Source organism: Acinetobacter uliginosus, from assembly GCF_044130295.1.
In the GTDB taxonomy this organism is placed as follows: Bacteria; Pseudomonadota; Gammaproteobacteria; order Pseudomonadales; family Moraxellaceae; genus Acinetobacter.
In genome coordinates this window covers 13,106-33,406 of sequence record NZ_JBIQOC010000042.1, presented here as the reverse complement: position 1 = coordinate 33,406, position 20,301 = coordinate 13,106, and the positions used below count along the sequence as shown (strand labels likewise).

Annotated in this window: 22 protein-coding genes, 1 other RNA gene and 4 pseudogenes; 23 read left to right on the top strand and 4 right to left on the bottom strand. The window is 42.8% G+C overall.

The window, feature by feature from the left end; genetic code table 11:
* The first annotated feature begins 24 nt into the window (after positions 1 to 24).
* The 10 genes and pseudogenes from ACE01T_RS09085 to ACE01T_RS09040 all read left to right on the top strand — a co-directional run bounded on the left by ACE01T_RS09085 (position 25) and on the right by ACE01T_RS09040 (position 5,384).
* Positions 25 to 516, top strand: a complete 492-nt coding sequence (locus tag ACE01T_RS09085) for a hypothetical protein (RefSeq protein ID WP_395519140.1) — start codon at positions 25 to 27, stop codon at positions 514 to 516.
* Entirely contained in the window at positions 482 to 688 is a 207-nt protein-coding gene (locus ACE01T_RS09080; RefSeq protein WP_395519139.1) for a hypothetical protein, read from the top strand. Before ACE01T_RS09085 ends, ACE01T_RS09080 begins: the two co-directional genes overlap by 35 nt.
* Positions 689 to 1,237 (top strand): DUF3486 family protein, encoded by a 549-nt coding sequence (locus ACE01T_RS09075; protein ID WP_016167206.1) that lies wholly within the window; start codon positions 689 to 691, stop codon positions 1,235 to 1,237. It abuts the gene before it with no gap.
* Positions 1,234 to 1,515 (top strand): annotated as a pseudogene (locus tag ACE01T_RS09070) (hypothetical protein); the annotation flags it as partial. The gene ACE01T_RS09075 and the pseudogene ACE01T_RS09070, both read left to right, overlap by 4 nt.
* Positions 1,508 to 1,891 (top strand): annotated as a pseudogene (locus ACE01T_RS09065) (phage protease); the annotation flags it as partial. The pseudogenes ACE01T_RS09070 and ACE01T_RS09065, both read left to right, overlap by 8 nt.
* A 29-nt stretch (positions 1,892 to 1,920) precedes the next feature.
* A complete protein-coding gene (locus ACE01T_RS09060) occupies positions 1,921 to 2,331 on the top strand; it encodes a hypothetical protein (RefSeq protein ID WP_395519138.1) in 411 nt (136 codons plus the stop codon).
* Positions 2,328 to 3,236: a Mu-like prophage major head subunit gpT family protein gene (locus ACE01T_RS09055; RefSeq protein WP_180175053.1), complete on the top strand. Its 909-nt coding sequence runs from the start codon at positions 2,328 to 2,330 to the stop codon at positions 3,234 to 3,236. The genes ACE01T_RS09060 and ACE01T_RS09055 overlap by 4 nt, the downstream gene beginning before the upstream one ends.
* Positions 3,237 to 3,247: 11 nt before the next feature.
* Entirely contained in the window at positions 3,248 to 3,676 is a 429-nt protein-coding gene (locus ACE01T_RS09050; protein ID WP_395519137.1) for a gp436 family protein, read from the top strand.
* Complete coding sequence (locus ACE01T_RS09045; protein WP_395519136.1) at positions 3,670 to 4,278, top strand: phage protein Gp37; 609 nt, start codon at positions 3,670 to 3,672, stop codon at positions 4,276 to 4,278. Before ACE01T_RS09050 ends, ACE01T_RS09045 begins: the two co-directional genes overlap by 7 nt.
* A gap of 296 nt (positions 4,279 to 4,574) precedes the next feature.
* Entirely contained in the window at positions 4,575 to 5,384 is an 810-nt protein-coding gene (locus ACE01T_RS09040) for a phage tail sheath C-terminal domain-containing protein (protein ID WP_395519157.1), read from the top strand.
* A 39-nt stretch (positions 5,385 to 5,423) separates the two neighbouring features.
* Here ACE01T_RS09040 and ACE01T_RS09035 read toward each other — a convergent pair whose 3' ends face one another.
* Entirely contained in the window at positions 5,424 to 5,921 is a 498-nt protein-coding gene (locus ACE01T_RS09035; RefSeq protein ID WP_395519135.1) for a hypothetical protein, read from the bottom strand.
* Between the two features lie 127 nt (positions 5,922 to 6,048).
* Here ACE01T_RS09035 and ACE01T_RS09030 point away from each other — a divergent pair, with 127 nt between their 5' ends.
* The 12 genes and pseudogenes from ACE01T_RS09030 to ACE01T_RS08975 all read left to right on the top strand — a co-directional run bounded on the left by ACE01T_RS09030 (position 6,049) and on the right by ACE01T_RS08975 (position 16,328).
* Entirely contained in the window at positions 6,049 to 6,426 is a 378-nt protein-coding gene (locus ACE01T_RS09030) for a hypothetical protein (protein WP_174560817.1), read from the top strand.
* Positions 6,426 to 6,737 carry a hypothetical protein gene (locus tag ACE01T_RS09025; RefSeq protein ID WP_016167219.1) on the top strand — a complete coding sequence of 104 codons (312 nt, stop codon included), beginning with the start codon at positions 6,426 to 6,428 and terminating at the stop codon, positions 6,735 to 6,737. The genes ACE01T_RS09030 and ACE01T_RS09025 overlap by 1 nt, the downstream gene beginning before the upstream one ends.
* A 65-nt stretch (positions 6,738 to 6,802) precedes the next feature.
* The gene (locus tag ACE01T_RS09020; RefSeq protein WP_016167220.1) at positions 6,803 to 6,973 is read left to right on the top strand and encodes a hypothetical protein; all 171 of its coding nucleotides are present in this window, start codon (positions 6,803 to 6,805) and stop codon (positions 6,971 to 6,973) included.
* A gap of 3 nt (positions 6,974 to 6,976) precedes the next feature.
* A complete protein-coding gene (locus ACE01T_RS09015; protein WP_395519134.1) occupies positions 6,977 to 9,109 on the top strand; it encodes a phage tail tape measure protein in 2,133 nt (710 codons plus the stop codon).
* Between the two features lie 68 nt (positions 9,110 to 9,177).
* Positions 9,178 to 10,368, top strand: coding sequence for a DNA circularization N-terminal domain-containing protein (locus ACE01T_RS09010; RefSeq protein ID WP_395519133.1), 1,191 nt, complete (start codon positions 9,178 to 9,180; stop codon positions 10,366 to 10,368).
* On the top strand, positions 10,358 to 11,470 hold the full coding sequence (locus tag ACE01T_RS09005; protein WP_395519132.1) for a phage baseplate assembly protein: 1,113 nt from the start codon (positions 10,358 to 10,360) through the stop codon (positions 11,468 to 11,470). The genes ACE01T_RS09010 and ACE01T_RS09005 overlap by 11 nt, the downstream gene beginning before the upstream one ends.
* Positions 11,467 to 11,943 carry a phage baseplate assembly protein domain-containing protein gene (locus ACE01T_RS09000; RefSeq protein ID WP_395519131.1) on the top strand — a complete coding sequence of 159 codons (477 nt, stop codon included), beginning with the start codon at positions 11,467 to 11,469 and terminating at the stop codon, positions 11,941 to 11,943. The genes ACE01T_RS09005 and ACE01T_RS09000 overlap by 4 nt, the downstream gene beginning before the upstream one ends.
* 8 nt (positions 11,944 to 11,951) lie before the next feature.
* Positions 11,952 to 12,314: a phage GP46 family protein gene (locus tag ACE01T_RS08995; protein WP_395519130.1), complete on the top strand. Its 363-nt coding sequence runs from the start codon at positions 11,952 to 11,954 to the stop codon at positions 12,312 to 12,314.
* 2 nt (positions 12,315 to 12,316) lie between these two features.
* On the top strand, positions 12,317 to 13,366 hold the full coding sequence (locus tag ACE01T_RS08990) for a baseplate J/gp47 family protein (RefSeq protein ID WP_395519129.1): 1,050 nt from the start codon (positions 12,317 to 12,319) through the stop codon (positions 13,364 to 13,366).
* Positions 13,363 to 13,881, top strand: a pseudogene (locus tag ACE01T_RS08985) (hypothetical protein); the annotation flags it as partial. The gene ACE01T_RS08990 and the pseudogene ACE01T_RS08985, both read left to right, overlap by 4 nt.
* Positions 13,882 to 14,580: 699 nt before the next feature.
* Positions 14,581 to 15,885: a hypothetical protein gene (locus ACE01T_RS08980; protein ID WP_395519128.1), complete on the top strand. Its 1,305-nt coding sequence runs from the start codon at positions 14,581 to 14,583 to the stop codon at positions 15,883 to 15,885.
* 8 nt (positions 15,886 to 15,893) lie between these two features.
* Entirely contained in the window at positions 15,894 to 16,328 is a 435-nt protein-coding gene (locus ACE01T_RS08975) for a hypothetical protein (RefSeq protein WP_395519127.1), read from the top strand.
* Between the two features lie 124 nt (positions 16,329 to 16,452).
* Here ACE01T_RS08975 and ACE01T_RS08970 read toward each other — a convergent pair.
* Positions 16,453 to 16,560: pseudogene (locus ACE01T_RS08970) on the bottom strand (Arm DNA-binding domain-containing protein); the annotation flags it as partial.
* Positions 16,561 to 16,739: 179 nt separating this feature from the next.
* Positions 16,740 to 17,099, bottom strand: a transfer-messenger RNA (tmRNA) gene (gene ssrA, locus ACE01T_RS08965).
* 131 nt (positions 17,100 to 17,230) lie between these two features.
* On the opposite strand from ssrA, the gene glpK reads away from it, so the two are divergent.
* Positions 17,231 to 18,715 carry a glycerol kinase GlpK gene (glpK, locus tag ACE01T_RS08960; protein WP_180081258.1) on the top strand — a complete coding sequence of 495 codons (1,485 nt, stop codon included), beginning with the start codon at positions 17,231 to 17,233 and terminating at the stop codon, positions 18,713 to 18,715.
* 50 nt (positions 18,716 to 18,765) lie between these two features.
* Here glpK and ACE01T_RS08955 read toward each other — a convergent pair whose 3' ends face one another.
* Positions 18,766 to 20,295 carry a DHA2 family efflux MFS transporter permease subunit gene (locus tag ACE01T_RS08955; RefSeq protein WP_395519126.1) on the bottom strand — a complete coding sequence of 510 codons (1,530 nt, stop codon included), beginning with the start codon at positions 20,293 to 20,295 and terminating at the stop codon, positions 18,766 to 18,768.
* Positions 20,296 to 20,301 lie beyond the last annotated feature (6 nt).

The window sequence follows — 20,301 nt, the reverse complement described above, 5'->3', positions numbered from 1 at the left end:
TGGTCTATACCCTGATGGATGCATATGACTGGATCAGCAGCCCAATACAACGATTTAAAAAGAGAATCCAACATGTCAAAAGTCATTTTTTCAAAAAGCGCCATCATCAGCCTTGCCGACTATGTTCTGAAAAATTACGGGCACATCAGCGAGACGATTGAGGCTGGGATTATTGCCACCCAAAAAACTTATAGCAATTCAAAACTGACGGCTTTAGCAGTCTATGACATGTTGCAAACAACAGCTAAATATATGCAGGCGGTTGAGAATGAGGGTGTTCTTAAAGGGGTTGCCAAGAAGGAAGCTGTGCTTGAATTCATAGTTAAAGAATACTTAGAAACTCAAGATGAAATTAAACAGATCTGGTCTGGCTGGCGAACTACCGTGTCCTGGTTTATTGACCAGTTGATTTCCATGTTGAATAGCGGCCGTCACGTTCTTCAGGCCTTTGTAGGTTATGGATGTACTTGTTCTAACAGTCGTGCAAGCTATTTATCCAGATGCCACAGCCAATGAATTACATGCCCAGTTGGCATATTTAGAAAATAAAGAACTGGTTGATATTGAACGGCAACCGGATGGACATTGGCACTCTGTCCTTAATTCTAACGGGATTGATGTAGTGGAATATACCGTGAATTGCCCTGCCGGGATTGCACGCCCAGCGAAGTACTGGGGAGGTGCATAAATGGCGAAGCAATCTGCAATTGATCAGCTCAATCCTGATGATAAGTTTTGGCTGGATACCTGGTTCAAAGATAAAGGCTTTTGTGGCTATGTCGAGATTGCTGAAATCTTGATGGAACGTGGCTACAGCATTAGTAAGTCTAGCGTACACCGTTATGGACAAAAGCTTGAACAGAAGCTTGCTGCCGTGCAAGCCAGTACTCAAGCAGCGATTTTGATTGCAGATGCCGCACCTGATGATGGCGATGTACGTTCACAGGCAGTGCTATCACTGATTCAGACCGAGCTGTTCAATGCGCTGATTGCACTGCAAGAATCCAATGATCCTGATGCTGATCCGGCTGACCGTCTAGCACTGATTGCCAAATGCGGTAAAGGTATTGCAGAAATTACCAAAGCCTCTGTGAACCAGAAAAAATGGATGCTGGACGTCCGTGACCGTGCCGAGAAAGCAGCTCAAGCGGTTGAAAGTATCGTTAAAAAAGGTGGCTTGTCTGCTGAAACAGCAGCTTCTATTCGTGCCCAAATTTTAGGTATTGTGCAAAAATGACCGAAAACAAACCGTTAGATTTATTACAGCCTGATTTTGATAGTTCAGTACCGGCAGTACTACTGCCTTATCAACAGGAATGGATTGCCAATAAAAATCCGCTCAAAGTGGCTGAGAAATCTCGACGGATTGGTTTGACCTGGGCTGAAGCTGCCGATGCAGCTTTAGAATGTGCCAGTGATCGTAGTGCTGGTGGTCAGAACTGTTATTACCTGGGCTATAACAAGGATATGACGGTTGAGTTTATCCAGGCCTGTGCCATGTGGGCGCGTGCCTATACCCGAGGGTGAATTCAGTGGCATTGATGGTCGTCCCTTTGATGCACCGGCATGGATTTTAACTCCGGAGCGTGGTCGTGAAATTGTCGCTGTACTGAATCAACGACACATTGACATGGTCATTGATTATGAGCATGCCACTTTAAAAGCAATTGAAACTGGTGAGCCTGCTCCTGCTGCTGGATGGTTAAAACCCAATGGTTTTGTCTATGTGGAAGGAGTCGGAATATGTAGTACTCAATTTGAATGGACCGATAAAGCGAAAAACTTTATCGCTTCGGATGAATACAAATACATCTCTCCAGTGCTCTTTTACAACAAAACCGGTGCAGTTATCGGACTGCATAGTGTTGCACTTACCAACAAACCTAATTTAATGGGTGTTGAATTACCAGGAGCAAATGCATGAGCAGTATTTTAAGCGGATCAGACCGCCAAACCCCACGTCGTGATTTGGGTCTTATTTCTGTCAAGTTGAAAGCCAATGCCATTGTTCATGCTGGTTTCATCGTCGTGGCAGGATCAACCGGTTTTGCTGAAGAAGGTAAAACTGCAACGGGTCTAACTTATTTAGGAATTGCAGACCAAACCATTGATAACACTGGTGGTGCAGATGGTGATGTATCTGTTTTAGTGCGTACACATGCTGCATTTTTATTGGATAACTCAAGTGCAGATGCGGTAGATCAAACCTTAATTGGTAAGAAGTGTTATATCCATGATGCTTCAACGGTCTGCAAAACATCAGCCACAAACACAAAATCAGAATGTGGTGTGGTTTTAGAAGTAACTACTGAAGGGGTATGGGTAGCATGAAAATTAATGGTGCAACAATTGCAGGCTTATTTGTCAGCCTTAACTCGGCATTCACAAACGCTTTCTCTGCTGGTGAAGCAGAATGGCCTGAAATTGCTACAGAAGTTCCAAGTACAACCAAAGCGAATGACTATACCTGGTTAGCTAATTTCCCAGGCATGAAAGAATGGGTTGGTAAAAAGCAAGTCAAGAAGCTGTCTGAATATAATTATGTAATTGTGAATAAGCCATACGAAACTACCATTGCTGTAAGTCGTGATGACCTTGAAGATGATCAACTTGGCATTTATAAAGCTCAAGCTGAAGGTGCAGGTTATGCAGCAAAGCAGTGGCCAGACGAATTAGTCTATGGTGCAGTTAATGGCGGTTTTACGAAAAAATGCTATGACGGTAAAGCATTCTTTGCAACCAACCATCCCAACGGAAAGTCAGCTGCATCCAACAAAGGCACTAAAAAACTTTCAATTGAAACTTTTGCCAAAGCTCAAGCTTCATATGGTGCTGCACGTACTCAAATGCAGTCTTTAAAGGATGAAGAAGGCCGCCCACTCAATGTACGTCCAAACATCTTACTGGTGCCACCCGCACTAGAAGACATCGCCAATGCATTAATGACGGTGACGCAACTCGAAGATGGCAAGCCAAACCCTTACAAAGGTACAGCAAAAGTAAAAGTATCTGGCCGTTTAACAGACCCAAATGCATGGTTCTTGTTAGATACCTCTAAACCGCTTAAGCCATTCATTTATCAACCACGTAAAAAGCCTAATTTTGTTCAGCAAACCACCGCTGAATCTGATGCAGTCTTCATGGAAGGTGAATTCAAATTTGGTGCAGAAGCCCGTGGTGAAGCTGGGTATGGTCACTGGCAGCTGGCCTACGGCTCTGATGGTACTGAAGCATAAGGAGTACGGCCATGTTTGCAACGCTTGAAGCAATGACGGAAAAATTTGGTGAGCGTGAACTCATTGGCCTTACGGACAATGAAAAGCCTTATCAAGACGTAATTAACATGGACAAACTGAATGCTGCGATGGATGAAGCAAACAGTGAAATCGAAGGTTATATTGCTGCTCGTTATTCCCTGCCGTTGCAAACTGTGCCGCCATTTCTTAAGTCCTTAGCGTGCCACATGGCACGCTACCATGCCTGCACCGGGGTAATGTCAGATAATGATCCCATTAAAACCCGTTATGAAAATGCGGTTAAATCCTTGAAAGAAATTTCAAAAGGAACGCTTGCTTTAGGTGGTTCACCTGTTGGTGAAAGCACTCCAGTAAAAACTTCAAATAATAGCGTGGTGATGAACATTGGACGGCATGACTTCGGAGGTCGTGGATGGTGAATCTGGATTTAGGCACCATTGAGCAAGCCATTAAAGATGTGCTGGCAAAACAGGTTCAGAGCAGAGCATGGGATTGGATTCGAGAAATTAAAACCTATGGCGGTGAATTTGATGACGATATCTCCACTATCGTGAATCACTTCCCTGCTATCTGGGTGGCTTTCGTAGGCTCTGGAACACCTAAAAAAAGCAGTCATAACAAGACTGAATATCCGATTACTTTTGTGGTTCTGGTGGGTGCTCAATCCGTTAGAAATGAAGAAGCTCGACGTCATGGTGCAGGTTCAGACATTGGCACCTTTGCCATGCTTCATCAGGTTCAAAACCTTTTGATCGGGAATAATTTGTCATCTGAAGGTGTAAAAGGACTGAATCCTTTAGAACTCGGCAAAACTAAAACCATTTTCAATACAAAAACTCGTAGCCAATCAATCAGTGTGTTGTCTCAAGAATTCACGACGCAATACACCATTACTGCTTCAGGTCGGGACCGTGAAGAAGCGGCAACTGAATCTGAAATCCATAAAGTTAATTTTGATTATTACTTTCAGCCTAATGATACGCATGTTGATGAAAGTGATTTAGTCAATCTGAAGGAATAATAAATATGCCGCCAGTTCAAGCAGGTATTAAAACACCAGGTATTTATACTGACGTAAATATCAATACGCAGCGTGCCGGTCTTCCATCAAATGAACATAAAGTTTTATTTGTAACCGACGATGCAAAAATAATGACTCAGCCTGTTGCGATTTATGATGAAGCTGATGCAGCAGATAAGATTGTTGCCAACAGTAAAGTCGGCAAGATGATTAAAGCTGCTGTTAAAACGAATCGTTTGGTTGATGCCTATGCAATTACTTTGGCAGTGGATAATACAGATCCTCAAGTGCCATTTATTGATGTAGATGAAACCTTAGACATCATTTCACCTTTGGGTCATACCATTATTGCCTTAAATAGCGCACCGACTGTAGGTGATCAGACCATGGCATGGACTGACCATTTACACTTTGTCAGTGATGCAATTGAACAACGTCCGGCTATTTTGGTTATTCCTTTTACAGATATTGATGCAGCAACCGCATTTGCTGCCCAGGCTCCAATTGAAACAAGCTATCGAATTGTTGTTGCCTGTTATCATGGTGCCACAGGTCAAGAGGCTGAAATTGCTGGAGCAATGGCTGCTGCATTGGCTGACTCTAACGATCCGGCTGTACCATTCAATGGGGTAAATTTGGGTGGGGTTGAGCCAGTTGAAGACCGTTACAAACTCACTTTTGAACGTCAGGAACGCGCCTTTAAAGCAGGTGTTTGTGTGATTGCCACTGGTGCTGATGGTAAACCTGAAATTGTTCGTGCAGTGTCAACCTATCGGAAAAATCCAGATACCGGTTTAGCTGATGATTTAATGCTGGACATTAATGGTGCTTTAACAATTGATTACGTGCGTAAAGTCATGCGTACAGCTGCTTCTAAAGAGCGTCGTCGTAAAAATACAGCAGCCCAGCGTCGTAACTTGCGTTCAATCTTCCTGGCCGAAGCATTAAAGCTGGATCATGCTGAAATTCTACAGAATGTTCAGGAAACAGCTGACCAATTGACAGTGGAAGAAGATTTAACGGATCGCTACCGCGTTAATGCTTCTATTCCTGCCGACTGGGTGCGGGGTATGCATGTTGTTGCTACAACGTTGAATGTTTACTAAGCAGTAAATTGTAAAAAGCCACCTTTGCGGTGGCTTTTTTTAAGATGGAATATTATTTAAAGTATCTGAAATAATACGGACTAAATTAGGAATATTTTCAACACCCTTATCTAGCACTTTAGTCATTAAATGCTTTATTCCATCAGATGGAAGTTCTTTTACTGCTTCAACAAGTTTATTTCTATCATCTTCTGGTAAATCAGATTCATTAATTCTTGTAGCTATCAAAGCCGTTAATGTATCTGATTCAAATCTTACTGTTACTACATTCAAAATTGCGGAAATACCCCCATCACTTTGAATGAAATCTAGCCCTTTATTTGTAATTTTTATGATTCCAAAACTTATATTGTTATCAATACCGATAATGATAGATTCATGATGAAGAAGTTTACTTTCTTCTAAATATTTTAATTCTCTTACTAATTTTTCATCACCAAAGTTTCGTCGCAATTCTTCTAAACTTTCATCACTCATTGCTAGTGGGTAAGCTTCAGCAGCTTGAATTAGAATCTCTTGTTGTAAATTTCTATTCATTATCACGTTACACCCCATCATTATCAAATATGAGTATTGAATATACCTAATTTTATGGAATTACTTCCTCATTAAAAATATTTAAATATCTGTAAAAGTAAGTCATCTTTAATAAGAGGCTTTAAAAATGGCTGAAGAAGCTGTTGGATCAATCGTCCTGATTGTGGATGGCAAAGAATATGACTGCGCCTCATGTGAAACACAAAAACAAACAGGCCGTCGTCCAGTACCCACAATGAACCGTGAACGTCGTAATAAGTATCGTACTAGCGGCGTTAAATCATACACTTTAAATGCTGCAGTGATCATTCCTGATGGCAAAGACACCGTGGATTGGGACAATATCGTAGATGCCCGTATCTCTATTGAGTCCCCTACTGGTGGATTCCGTGAAACTTACATCGACTGTTCTACAAGTGAAGTCAGCGAGTCTTACAGTGTTGAAGGTGAAACCCGTCGTAACCTGTCTATGTTTGCTCTCGATATGCTTAAGGAGAGCATGTAATGGATCAGCTCAAAATTGAAGGCACCTTGCCTGTCGCATTAAAAAAGTTGGTGGGTCAAACTACAATTGAAAGTAAGCAAATTGTCATGAAACAGCTTACGGCAATTGAATACTATGATGCTCAAGCGAAGCTATTGCCAGGGCAATATATTGGCATTGGTGATCTGGTTGCCATGACTAAAATGGTCGATAAGGACGGCCAAGAGCATGAGATTACTTATGACATGCTTGGGCATTCGTCTAAGTCCAACCTGGACTATTTGAATAGAAAAAAAGAAGAGCTTGAAGCAAAGGAACAAGCCGAGAGCTAAAACTTAGGGCACGGTTAATTCGTGCCCTTTTCGTTATAGGCATACCTTATGTAGAGGCCAAAAATATGCCTCTACATTTGGCCATGGCACTACTTAGTGATGAGCGGCTAGACAATACTCATCAGAATAAACCTCGTGAATCTAACGCTGTTCCACAACAATCTAACGTGCCTAAATCATCTGGCAATACCACCTATGTTTCAACTGTTCGCAAGCATTCAAAACCAAAGGCATAAACTATGAGCGGAAAAAATACTACGGTCTCGTTAACGCTGCAGATTAAAGGCAATGCGGGTCAGGAAATGAAAAAAATTTCCGATCAGCAAATTCAAGCGACAACTAAAATTAATCAGCAATGGACACAGATCGGTTCCGCTAATGCCAAGTTTGTACAAACAGCGAAAGCTGGAACTCAAGCCACTGTCAATACGGCACGCGCAGGTGAAAATTTATTACGCACCAACCGGATGCTTGAAGGGGTGCTTCGCCAGCAATCAATTCAGACTAAGTTGCAAAGCCAACAGTTGAAACAACAGCAATCTAGTGCTCAGCAAATGGCGAACTGGATGAAACAGGTTGCGCAGTCGAGTCGGCAAACCAAGCAAGAAGCCCAGCAAACCGTTTCATTCTGGCAAAAAGGTGTTGCGCTCGGCGGTGCTGCTGTAGCTGGTGGTGCTGTTGTTTCCAGTGCGTTACAAAAACCACGTGATTATGCACAGCAAATGACGTATATCACTGCAACCGCTACTGGTGGCCAGGGATTAACAGCAGAACAACGTCTTGCTAAAACCTCAACTTTTGAGGGGTTTGTAAAAAATGCTGTACGCAATGGCGGTGGGAAAAGAGAAGATGTTGCTGCTGCATTAAATGAGCTGATTGCATCCGGCAAGTATGATGAATCCAATGTTTCCTCTGCCCTTTTGTCTTCTTCAAAAACGGCTTTTGCTGCAGGTGCTGATACTGTTGATGCGGCAAAGATGACCATTGCCATGCAAAATTTTGGTGTTAAAAATCTTGATCTTGCTCAGGATAGATCCATGCGTGCAGGTCAAGTCGGAAGTTTTGAATATAAAGACTTGGCTAAATTTTTACCTGGACAAATGGCAATGGCAAAATCATTTGGGTATTCAGGTGATGAAGGTCTAGTAAAACTGTTGGCTTTAAACCAGACTGCAAAAAGCACTGCTGCTGATAGTTCTGAAGCTGGTAATAACGTGGTAAACCTGCTTCAAAAATTATCCAGCCGTGAATTGGCTGACACCTTGGCTGATAAGGTTAGCAATACAGATGGTCTACCGACAAAAGCTGTCAAGAATAAAAAAGGACAAGTCGTTAGTCAGGAATTTGATTGGGCCACTTATTCCACCCAGCAGCGTGAACAGGGTGTATACGGTGTTGAAGCTTTCGTAAAGTTGCTTGAACGTCAATTACAGGGTAATGCTCAATATACCAAACTGCAAAAAGAAGCGAATGCAGCAAAAACTGATGAAGAACGCAAAGCCAAACTTGAAGATATGAGCAACATTGCCATGGGCAGCGAGTTAGGACAATTTTTGGCAGATCGTCAGGCTTTATTGGCGGCAATGGCGGCTGTCTATAATAAGGATAAGACAGTTGCCCTGGAAAAAGAAATTGGTAATGCTGCAGGTACTGTTGATTCCGACCTAAGCATGATTAAACAGACTGAATGGGCTAAAGATCAAGCTGCAGATCAAGAAGGCTTATTTGCTCAATCGAAAGCTTATGATTCAGTATCTGAAACGCTTGGGAAGGTAAAAGAAAATATTACAGATTGGGCACAAAAGCATGAGGAGTTGGCTGCTAATGCATATAAGGCTTCTGTTGCATTGGCTGCCGTGGCAGCAGCAGGAGCTGTAGGTACTGTTTTAGGTGGTGGTAAAGGTGGTGCAGGTAAAGTCATTGGCGGTGCTGCATCGGCTGCAAGAGCTGGTGGTGGTTTACTTACAGCAGGTGCTATGAGTACTGCTGGACAGGTTGCTATTGCTGGTGGTGTTGGTTATGGCATAGGAACAGGTATTCGTGGTGCATATATGACCACTGAAACGGGCCAAAAATTCGATGACTGGATGGGAGAAAACATCACTAAAACACTTGCTCTTTTTGGCAACGATAATGCTAAAGCTGCATTAGATGCACAAGCAAAGTATGATCAAATGATTGCTGAGCAACAAACAAATAACCAGTACAGCAAAGAGTTAATTGGCAGCATCAAAACATTGATCAATGTTACCAGCCAGAATAAACCTGTCATTAATTTCCCAGGCAGTCCACTCATGCAATCCATGTCTTCAAATTCAGCAAATGAAGAGAAACGGCATGGTGCACCACCCGCTTATTTGATGAGGAAATAAGGAAGTGTTTCCACACTTAAAATACTGATGAATCGATAAAAATAACCTCACAATAAGTGGGGTTTTTTATGGGTTGGGCTACAGATTTACATGATGCAAGTTTTCGCGGAGTACAGTTCGAATGTACGACGGTTAGCGATTCTTGGTCTAAAACTATTGCTACACATCAAGCCCCCTATTCTAACGCTGCATCAGTGGAAGATATGGGTAACGAGCCTCGTCGGATCTCTATCCAGGCAATCTATGCGGGTGAAGACTATTTAACCTGGCTAAATGCACTTTTAGCAGCTCTACAAGAAAATGGTCCTGGTGAACTCATCCATCCAATTTTTGGTATTTGCTATGCTCAAGTCACAAATCATAATGTTAATCACGATGTTGATAATTATGATGCTTGTTCATTTTCAATTGATTTTGTTATTGCAAAAAGTCAAAAAACTAAACGCTTTATTCCATTAAAAACCCAAAGTTTTATTCAGCCGACTTACATTATTGCTAACCCTGCAGCTGCACTTAAGAAATCGTTAGAAAAGTTAAAACTGAATGATAAGAATGCCTTTTTTAATGTCATTAATAAAATTCGAACCGGCTTACAAACAGTTCGTAATGTTATGGGTATTGCCAAAAATGCTATAGAAAATATCTTGTCTCCAGAAACTTGGGCGACTGGCTTAATTGATGACATTACTGGTCTTGTCACTTTTGATATGAGCATTTCAGCCGTTTCAAAATGGCGCGATGTGATTAAGCGTATTCAGCGATTTGATAAGCTATTTGATACTGATGATGCTCAAAATCAACCTGTTGAATTAAAGCAATTATGGCGTGCTACACAAGTTGCATCTGTCGTTGCAATTTCACAAAGCGTCGTTGCAACTGTTCGCAATGAAATGGCACAAAATCAAGAAACGAGTTTTACCCCAGTTGAACTTGCAGTCATTCGTCAACAAAACCGTCAAACCTTGCAACAGGTTATTAATATTGAAAGAGAACAGGTCTCTTTAGGTATTGATGCTGTTAGCCAGATTCAAGTTTATAAAGAAATTGCCGACCAGATTCATTTACAGATTCAAGAACTGATTGAAGTTCACCCCCCAATTACAACTGCACGTATTCAAGTGCCTTGTACGCTACATTGGTTAGCACATTTTTTATATGAAGATATGGAGCGTGCCCATGAAATTCGTCGCTTAAATCCTGATTTGGTCAACCCTGCTGTGTTACAGCCTGGCATGGAGATTACTGTCTATGCTCGATAATCAGGATAAGGTGATTCGTTTGATCATTGGCGGTTTTGAAATCAATACCTGGGATGATGCATCTATTGATTCAGCCATAGATACTCCGGCAGAACAATGGAGTTTTAGCCTATTCAGTGATGATGACTTAGAACTACCGGCCTCAGTAAAAGCGGGTGCCAAGGTCCAAGCTTATTATGGTAATGAACTCCTTCTGACCAGTACTGCTGATGCTATAGATGAAGGCTGTGATCGTTCTGGCTATGCGCTTAAAATTTCTGGTCGTGATCTGGTAGGTCAGCTGATTGATTGTTCAGTGCCTATCTTTAATGGTCGTCAAATGAATCTTGAAGAACTCATTAATAAATTTGTTCTTTCTGGTGACATGGGACCTTTATTCAATAATTTTAAAATTCAAAACAATGCCTGGCTAAAAAATAAAATCTCTGTTGAGCCTGGCGAATCGCTTTGGGATTCCATTGTAAAAGCTGCTCAAGTGACGGGTCAGCATGTTTGGCTTGAACCGGATGGAACTCTGGTTATCGGTGATCCTTTCAAAAATGCGTATCAGGCTCAAACCAGTCTGCAATTAATCAGATACAGCGATGCAAATAATGTACTTGATGCACGTTATACCGAAGATGTTTCTAATGTATTTACTGACATTAAAATTTTAAGCCAGGATGCGAAAGGCCAACATATTTTAGCAAGTGGATCTGCTGAGACACAGCTTAACCATAAGCGTTTAAAAATCGTTTCTTTAAGTGATGTCGAAACTAAGACTGAAGCTGATGCAGCGTTAGAAAAAATTATAAAAGACAATAATCTTCAAGCCTATTCCATGCTTGCAACAGTGCCAGACTGGACGCTTAATGGCAAAGTCTGGTCAACAGGTTGGTATGTCAATTTTGAGACCAACCGTTTAAGTCGTGCTACAGCAAAATGGGCTGTAGTTGGACGAACGCTTACCCTGTCCAGAAGCAATGGCAAAAAGACTTCTCTTAAATTGCACCGTCAAGGCGATTGGGCACAACCGCTGCTTTATAAAGACCCTCAAAAGTCCACATCGAAAAAATCCAAGAAGACCAAAACGGCCAAGCCAGATAAGGAAGAAAAGAAATGATTGAAGCTGTTCAGCGTCAAATACAAAAAGGCCTGGGACAAATTAGACAGAGTTTCCTGGGCATTGTGGCACGTGGTGGATCAAAAATGCTGCAGTTTACTGGTTTTGCAGATGAAGTATTGGATGAGGTAGAGCTGTTTCAGCAGGTCGGGTTTAGCTCATTTGTGCCTAAAGATGCACGTGTAGTCGTGATTCCTCTGCAGGGAAAAACCTCCAAATCAATCGTTATTGCCACTTCAGGCGGTGCAATTGTTGTTGATGTTAAGGAAGGTGAAACCTGCGTTTATGACCAGTTTGGACATTCCGTTTGGTTGAAAGAAGACGGTACGCATATTGAGGGTGATTTATTCGTCAATGGCAAAGTTCAAGCCACTGAAGATGTCATTGATAAGAAAAGTTCTATGCAGGACATGCGTGAAATTTATAACGGCCATACCAATGGCAATACACCTCAGCCAAGCCAGCAAATGTAGGTGATCACATGGCGAATATCAATTTAGAAACGAAAGATTATGTGCTGCTCAGTCTTGATGCTGCGTTCAGCAATGATGATGTGCAGTGTGTCTGCCAACGTCTTGGCATTCACCGTGGTAAGTATTGGGCGAATCCATATTTAGGCAGCCGTTTATATACCTTAAAGCAATCTAAGGACCTCAGCCGAAATGTTGTATTGGCTAAACAATATGCAGAAGAAGCACTTGAAGATTTAGTTCCCGATCGCTTTGACTCTATCGTTGTGAGTGCATCTCAGTCAGAAAGAAGCCGAGTTGATTTAGTTATTGATATAACACGCTTAACTGGTGAAAGCCAAAAAATTTCTTATTTCGTACCAGTGGGAGGTTAAGCATGTATTTCATTCCTACTTTTTCAAAGCTACATCAAGTTATTGTTCAAGAGATCCGCAACAAGACCGGACTAAGCATTACATCTGATTCAGATGCTTCAATCCGTGCTGATGGTACAGCTGCTGTTGTGGAAGGCCTATATCATCACCAGACTTACATTCAACGTCAGCTTTTTGTACAAACTGCAGATGAGCCTTACCTATATATTCATGCTGAAGAACTCAATGTTCCACGTCTGGGCGGTACACGTGCGTCAGGTACGGTTAAAGCAAAATCTAACGTTGAAATTACCATTGAAGCCGGGACAAAACTCACAGATGGCAAAGGCCATTTTTGGAGCGTCATTTCTACAACAGTCGTTCAGCCGAATATCACAACTGAAATCAGTGTAACTGCTGATCAGATTGGTGCGTCTTGGAACTTTACTGGCACTTCATTGATGTGGGTCAGTCCGATTGCAGGCCTAAATGGTACTGCTGAAGTAGTTTCTATTGCTGGTGGTTCAGATCAAGAAGAGCTTGAGGCATGGCGTGCTCGTATGCTTGCAAGCAAACAGCTTGGCCAGGCGCGTGACCGTGAATCTGACCTTGAACTGGCTATGAAAAGTGTTCCTGGCATCGGCAAAATTTATATTTATAAAAAGCGTCGTGGACTAGGTTCAATGGATGTCGCAATTACTGCAGTGGGTAATCCGCCAACCTTACCAGCTCAAGCCTTGCTTGATTCAGCCCAAGTCGTTTTGGATGAAGAAGCTGGATTTTGGGCAGATTGTCGAGCGTATTCACCGACACAGCAATTAATTGATATTACAGCCACTGTAAAAGGCACGGGGGTGAATTACACCGATGTTGAAACCACGATCCGCAATTACATTGCTGAACTTGCACCAGTTGAAGAGTATCAGGCTAATGTCCTTATTTCACGTATCATGGCTTTAGCGAATGTTGAAGATGTTGTTTTGACACCTAACTCTAACGTTCAACCCATTGTGAACTGGATGCACACATACTGGTTGCGTGCAGGCACTGTGACAGTGAGCGCAGCATCATGACCTTAGAACAAACGACCAAGCTTTACGCTTCAGTACTGCGTCAATTATTGCCTATTGGTGGTTATGACAATTCACCGAATACAACCTTGGCAAAAGATGTCTATGCTCATGCAAAGCTGTTTGCTCAAGCTGATTTAGATGCAAAACGCCTATTAAGTGTTTTGGAAGGAATTCCATCTGAACTGATTAATGAATATGAAGCAGAATATGGCTTGCCGCTGAAATGTACGCTGAATACCAGTCGGACATTTGAAGAACGTTTACAGATTTTAAACTGGGTGCGTACCAGTCGAAATGTATTAAATCGGGCTTATTTAGAGCAGCTTTTAGCTATTTTTGGCGTTGTTTTAATAGATCTCGTGAAATTTAAGCCTTTGTTATGTACAGCATCGTGCAACTCACCAGTAAATACAGAACAGCTACGCTATAAGGTCTTTTTAAGGCTTCAGTATCCGATGAATGCGGATATGAGCTGTCTTGTCGAAAACTATTTACCAGGTTATTTACGCATTGAATGGATGGTTGATATGCCTTGGGGGGACTGGATTCTTAATTCTGGTGTAACTGTAAATACAAATGGTATTGCTCATTACACAGCTTATAAAACCAATCAGCGTGATTATTATGATAGTCATGCAAACTTGGACTTAACTGCCGCTATTGTACAGTCGCTGCATGATGCTGATATGCAGCAATGGCAAGCTGTAATTGATGCAGCTAATGAATTGACGGGAGTTACTGATTGGGTTCTTGATCCTGCTAATAATCAGATTAGATATACATTACCTGGAGAAGGAATGTTATGGACTTATCCAGATAATCCAACTAAGTATGATTCTGCTTCGCAAGCCTGTAAAGCTTATGCTGCTGCTAATGGTCGTTATTACGTTGCTGTTGAAGTGAATGAATATGGCTCTGCTGCTCAATGTTTTACATCTGTTGAAAAAGATTCTCCTTATCTTTCTTCAATAGCTTTAACTGCTGTAAAAAATGAAGAAAACAAAGAGCGAACACTTCCACTTGTAGTTGTAGCTGCTCAAGTAATTTCAAACGCTTCATCATCCAATCAAGCTATTTCACTACTTGCAGAAGCTTATCTTGAGGCTGTAGTAAACAGTATCTTTAATACAGAATCATCTAAACAGTTTGTGAAACTGTCAGATCTGCTCTCCCAATTTGAACTCAATAAAACATTAAGAACTTAAGGAACTATCATGAAACGAATTGATAGCGTAAACGCTCGTCCAGATGTAAATGGAACAGGTAAAAAAGGCTTCCATGACAATGGAGATTTACCTGGACAAGATGCTACTTATTTAACTCCTGATTGGCTGAATGTGATTCAAGAAGAACTTGCTAACTTGCTTGAGCGTAATGGCAAAGTCCTTGATCCAAATAATAATGCCCAACTTTATGACCTCCTTGCAACTGAAGAAGGTTTATTGGCACTCAGTGCTGCTGTTGAGGATCGCCTGCAGCAGCTGAAACAGCAACAGGAAACCTCAGATGATGCTCTGCAAACCCAGCTCTATGATGCAATTGAATCATTACAGCAACAGATTTCTAACTTATCCAATGGCCTCGCTTCTCTGTATCCGAAAGTCATTCTGGCTGGTGTCATTAAACCAGGTCAAACTTGGGAAATTAAAAAACCAGCCGGTAGCAATATTAGCTTTCTGGATACGCGCTATGCAGTCCAAATCACGCCAGAAGGTGGACATGAAGCATGGAGCATCTCACGTCAAGATGCCAAAATTGACGTGAATGTCTGGAACCGTTCCGGCACAAACCGAATCGGCTATTCAGGCAATATCAACTGGTCAGTTGTGCAAACGGAAGGTCTGACATCATCTGCAGGTAATGGTGATTATGTATATACAGGAACGCCTGTAGTCTTCCCAATTCTAGCGGGTGAATCTAAATCCTTCTTATTGATTGGTGCAGGCGGTGGTGGTGGCTCATCCCGTTATGAAGATCTGGTGGCGAACTCTAACCCACCTGTATTAAAAGGCATCGATGGTGAAGCCACATATTTATCTATTGATGGCACTAACATTATCTTTACTGCTGGCGGTGGTAAAGCTGGTGCAGGCGGTGTAGACGGTGGTAATGGACAATATATTAACGGTGTTGCAGGTGATGGTGGTCAATGGTCCATTTCTGGTGAGTATACGTCTGCCACCCGAACCAATGGTCAGGGTGGTAATGCAACAAGTGCTAATCATACTGGCGCTGCAACCGATTCTAACGGTCGTGGTGCTGGCGGTAATGGTGCGGATGGTTATCTTATTGCAACTCAAGGCTTTGGTGGTGGTGCTGGTGAAGGTTCTCGAATTTCAATCATTTATACCAACAATACCGCCAATACTCAGTATGCACGTTTATATATTGGTCAAGCTGGTAAGGGTGAACAGTCGCTGCTAACTACAGATGAGGCTGGTAATATCGTTACACCGGCTAACTATATTGCAGGTACAAACGGTTCTAACGGCTTTGCCCGTGTATCCAGTGCAGTGTGAGGAAGTTTATGATTCAGCACCTAGAAGGTTATATTTTATTGGCTTCTATCTCCAAGCGTGTTATGCAATCAATCGATCAGATTCATGATGTGCTGAATAAACCGATTTTAGGCCAACCATTGAATATTGTAGGGACTTCTCATCCTTATAATGGCGTGCAGCTTTATGGTTGGAAATCACCTATTGCAGAACATAAGGATAGTACTGGCATGATCTTCTTTATGCCTTTATGCATAACAGCTGGAACAGATCAGGTAGTCTGCCAGGATAAGTCAGTTCAGCTTGAAATTGGCCATTTATATTTGTTAGATGATACAAAACCTCACCAAACTATTGGCCGCGGTAATGTAGTGGCATTGTTCTTTGGTTCATTCCAGGCAAGGGAATTGAATGAGCAACTATATAAGGATGTATTAGATCGGTTCAGTAGTTTTGTACATTAACCGAATGGGTATATTTATTTATAATAATGGATAGAACGTTAGATTTTGCTTTAGTGCAGAATAACTGTAAATTATTTAGTGCAGAATGAAGTCAAAAACAGTGCAAAAAAAGCCGAAAACTTACAAAATATAAGCCGTCACCGTCCAGCTCCCGATACTCTTTAGATTCAGGTTCTAAGTTAGCCAGTACGGTATCTGATAGCGGTCTACGTTTAATTTCTGTTCTTTTCATGGCTTGTACACCAACGGATTCAATAAATCTTGCAATGTACAAGACAGTGTACACGGCGTATGTACACTGTAGCTAGTTATATTTGGTTATGTTTAGGCAAGAAAAAAGGCTCAATCCCTTTAGAATCAAGCCTTTATCTTTTAAAACTTGGCATATTTTGCCATGTTTTGTTGGGTATTTGGTGGAGGTGGCGGGAGTTGAACCCGCGTCCGCCAGCACTACGCTCGAGAATACTACATGCTTAGATATCGTCTATTGTTTTAACTCTTTGTGACCCGACGAACAGGGTACAAATCGCGATCCTCTAAGTTTAGTACAAAGCCCCGAGGCTTGGCTTTATACGGACTTGTGTGCGTGCGCTTCAGTCGGACTCTCTAACCACAAGTATTCGGAGAGGCGGACAAGCTGCCCTTAGGCAGCTAGAGCGTATGATTCGTCGTTTGCGACTATTAAAATGCAAATTTGATTTACGAGAGAAAATGCGCTCTCGACATGCATCTATGAGTTTCATCACCAGCGTCGAAGCCAGAAACACCCCCAAAGTAGACCGCAATCATAACATAAATGTTCAAACCCGCAGTGCGTTTTTTAAACATTTACACAAACAGATGCGATTAATTTAATAATTGCGTTAATATTTTATTTTTCAAGTCCTATAAAAGAAAAAATTATGAGCTATTTACTTGCACTCGATCAGGGAACCACCTCTAGCCGTGCGATCATCTTTAATGAACAGGGAAAAGTTCAAGCAACAGCTCAGCGTGAAATACATATCTCTACCCCACATTCAGGCTGGGTAGAACAGGATGCACAGGAAATCTGGACCACACAAATTGCAGTTGTGCAGCAGGCCCTCGCCTCGGCCCGTATTCTGGCAAAAGATATCAAAGCCATTGGACTGACCAATCAGCGTGAAACCACCGTGGTTTGGGATAAGCGCACGGGCAAACCGCTTGCCCCTGCAATTGTCTGGCAAGACCGCCGTGCAACTGAATGGTGTAATCAGCTCCTGCAAAAAAATTTACAGAATAAAATCCAGCAGAAAACCGGTTTATTGATTGACCCTTATTTCAGTGCCGGAAAACTGGTCTGGTTGCTGGAAAATATCGAAGGTCTGCGTGATCTGGCACAACAGGGACATGTGGCTTTTGGAACAGTCGATAGCTGGCTGATGTGGAATTTAACCCAAGGTGCAGAACATGTCATTGAAGCCAGCAATGCCTCCCGTACTATGCTGATGAATCTGCAAACTCAGGCCTGGGATGAAGAATTGCTACAGCTGTTTAATATCCCGCGTTCAGTTCTGCCGCAAATTATTGCTTCGGATAGCTATATGGCAGACACGGCTACAGGTTTATTGGGCGCAAATATCCCAATTATGGGGATTCTGGGCGATCAGCAATCGGCCCTGTTTGGCCAGTCCTGCTTTGAAGTGGGTAGTGCAAAAAATACCTATGGCACGGGTTGCTTCATGCTGTTCAATACGGGGCATCAGGTGCAATTTAGCCACAACAAGCTCTTGAGCACCTTAGCTTGGCAATGTCATGAAAAAACCACTTATGCACTGGAAGGCAGTGTATTTATGGCGGGTGCCATTGTGCAATGGTTACGTGATGGTTTAGGAATTATTCAAAACAGTCGTGAAGTCGAACAGCTGGCTTGTCAGGTAAAAGATACCGACGGCGTAGTTTTGGTGCCGGCTTTTACCGGACTCGGTGCTCCGCATTGGGACAGTGATGCCCGAGCCCTGCTCTGCGGCATGTCCCGTGGGACCAATAAAGCCCATATTGCCCGTGCAGCTTTGGAATCGATAGCCTTTCAGGTCTCCGATGTCCTGATGGCCATGCAATCCGATATTACCCATCCCTTAAAAGAACTGCGCGTCGATGGCGGTGCAAGTAGCAATGACATGCTGATGCAGTTTCAGGCAGATATGTTAAATGTGCCGGTATTGCGTCCTAAAATGCTGGAATCTACCGCTTGGGGTGCAGCAGCCATGGCCGGATTAAAAGCTGGCGTATTTTCCAGCATGTCAGATATTTCTGCATCATGGCAACTGGAGTGGGCTTTTGAACCCAATATGAATCAAGACCAGCGCCAATTTCATCTAAACAAATGGCAAACTGCATTAAAGCGGGCTAAATCAGATATTTAATATCTTCATATCCAAGATAATAAAAAACCGCTTCGAAAAGCGGTTTTTTATTAATGTGCATGTCCACCACCGGTGACACCGTTTTTGGGTTTTGGACATAGCCAGATAATCAGTGCGGCAAAAATAAACACCAGCGCCAGAATTAAAAACACATGGTTAGCAGATAAGGTAGACGCTTCTTTATCGACCAGACTCGAGATATAGCCCAAACTGCTTTCTGGACTCATTCCTCTTTGGGTCAGGATATTTTGCACTTCATCCATATGCAGGCTTCCTGCCATCTCGCTACGTGCCACTTTGCCATGATCATCCCAAATGGTAACGGCAATCGACGCTCCAATTGCCCCGGCCATGGTTCTGAGGAAGTTCATCAAACCGGCAGCAGAAGCCATTTCTTGCGGCAATACTGAAGCCAGAGCCATATTGGAGAGTGGAATAAAGAAAAACGGTACGGCAAAACCTTGCAAGATTTGCGGCAATGCCAAGGCCATAAAGTCGGCTTCAGTAGTCCAGAAGGCCCGCATCAGGGTCACCCCGCCCAGCAGACATAAACCAAAACTGGCCAAAGCCCGCTGATCATATTTGGTCGCCAGTTTGGCCACAATGGGCGACATCAGCAAACTGCCAAAACCCATGGTGGCAGTCAAATAACCTGCCCAAGTGGCAGTATAGCCAAGATTCACCTGTAACCATTGTGGAATCATGACAATACTGCCAAAAAAGGCCCCAAAACCAAAGGCTAAAGCCAAAACGGAAATGGTAAATCCACGATATTTAAAGATCTGGATATTCACCACCGGGTGGCGTTCAGTGAGTTCCCAAATGGTAAAAACGATGAGCCCGATCAAGGCAATCATGGCCAAAATAACAATAAAGGGATGATTAAACCAGTCATACTCATGGCCTAAATCCAGCATCAGCTGCAATGCCCCAATCCATAAAATCAGCAGCAATAATCCGCCCATATCAATTTTGAGTGTATTGGTTTTCGTTTCAGCAGATTTCAGCAAACGCATAGCAGCAAATGCACAGCCCAACCCGACCGGGATATTGATAAAGAAAATCCAGTGCCATGACCAGTTATCACTAATAGTCCCGCCCAGAATTGGCCCCAAAATGGGTCCCACAACCGTAGTCATGGCCCACATGCCCATCGCCTGCGACTGTTTCTCCGGTGGGAAAATACGCATCAGCAAGGTTTGGCTGAGTGGCATAATCGGCCCACCAAACAGGCCTTGTCCAATTCGGCAAAATACCAGCATTTCCAGACTGGTGGATAAACCGCATAACACAGAAAACAGGGTAAAACCGAACAGGCTGATGACAAAGATCCGAACCGTGCCAAAGCGCCCCGCCAACCAGCCGGTTAAAGGCACACAAATGGCTTCGGCAACGGCATAGGAAGTAATCACCCAGGTGCCTTGCGATGCAGAAACCGCAAGACTGCCGGTAATATGCGGAACCGAAACATTGGCAATGGTCATGTCCAGCACGACCATAAAGTTGGCAAAGGCCAGTACAAATGCCGCCAGAAGCAGGCGGCCGCCAGTCAAGTTCGGTATAGGAGCGTAGTTCTTCATAAATGA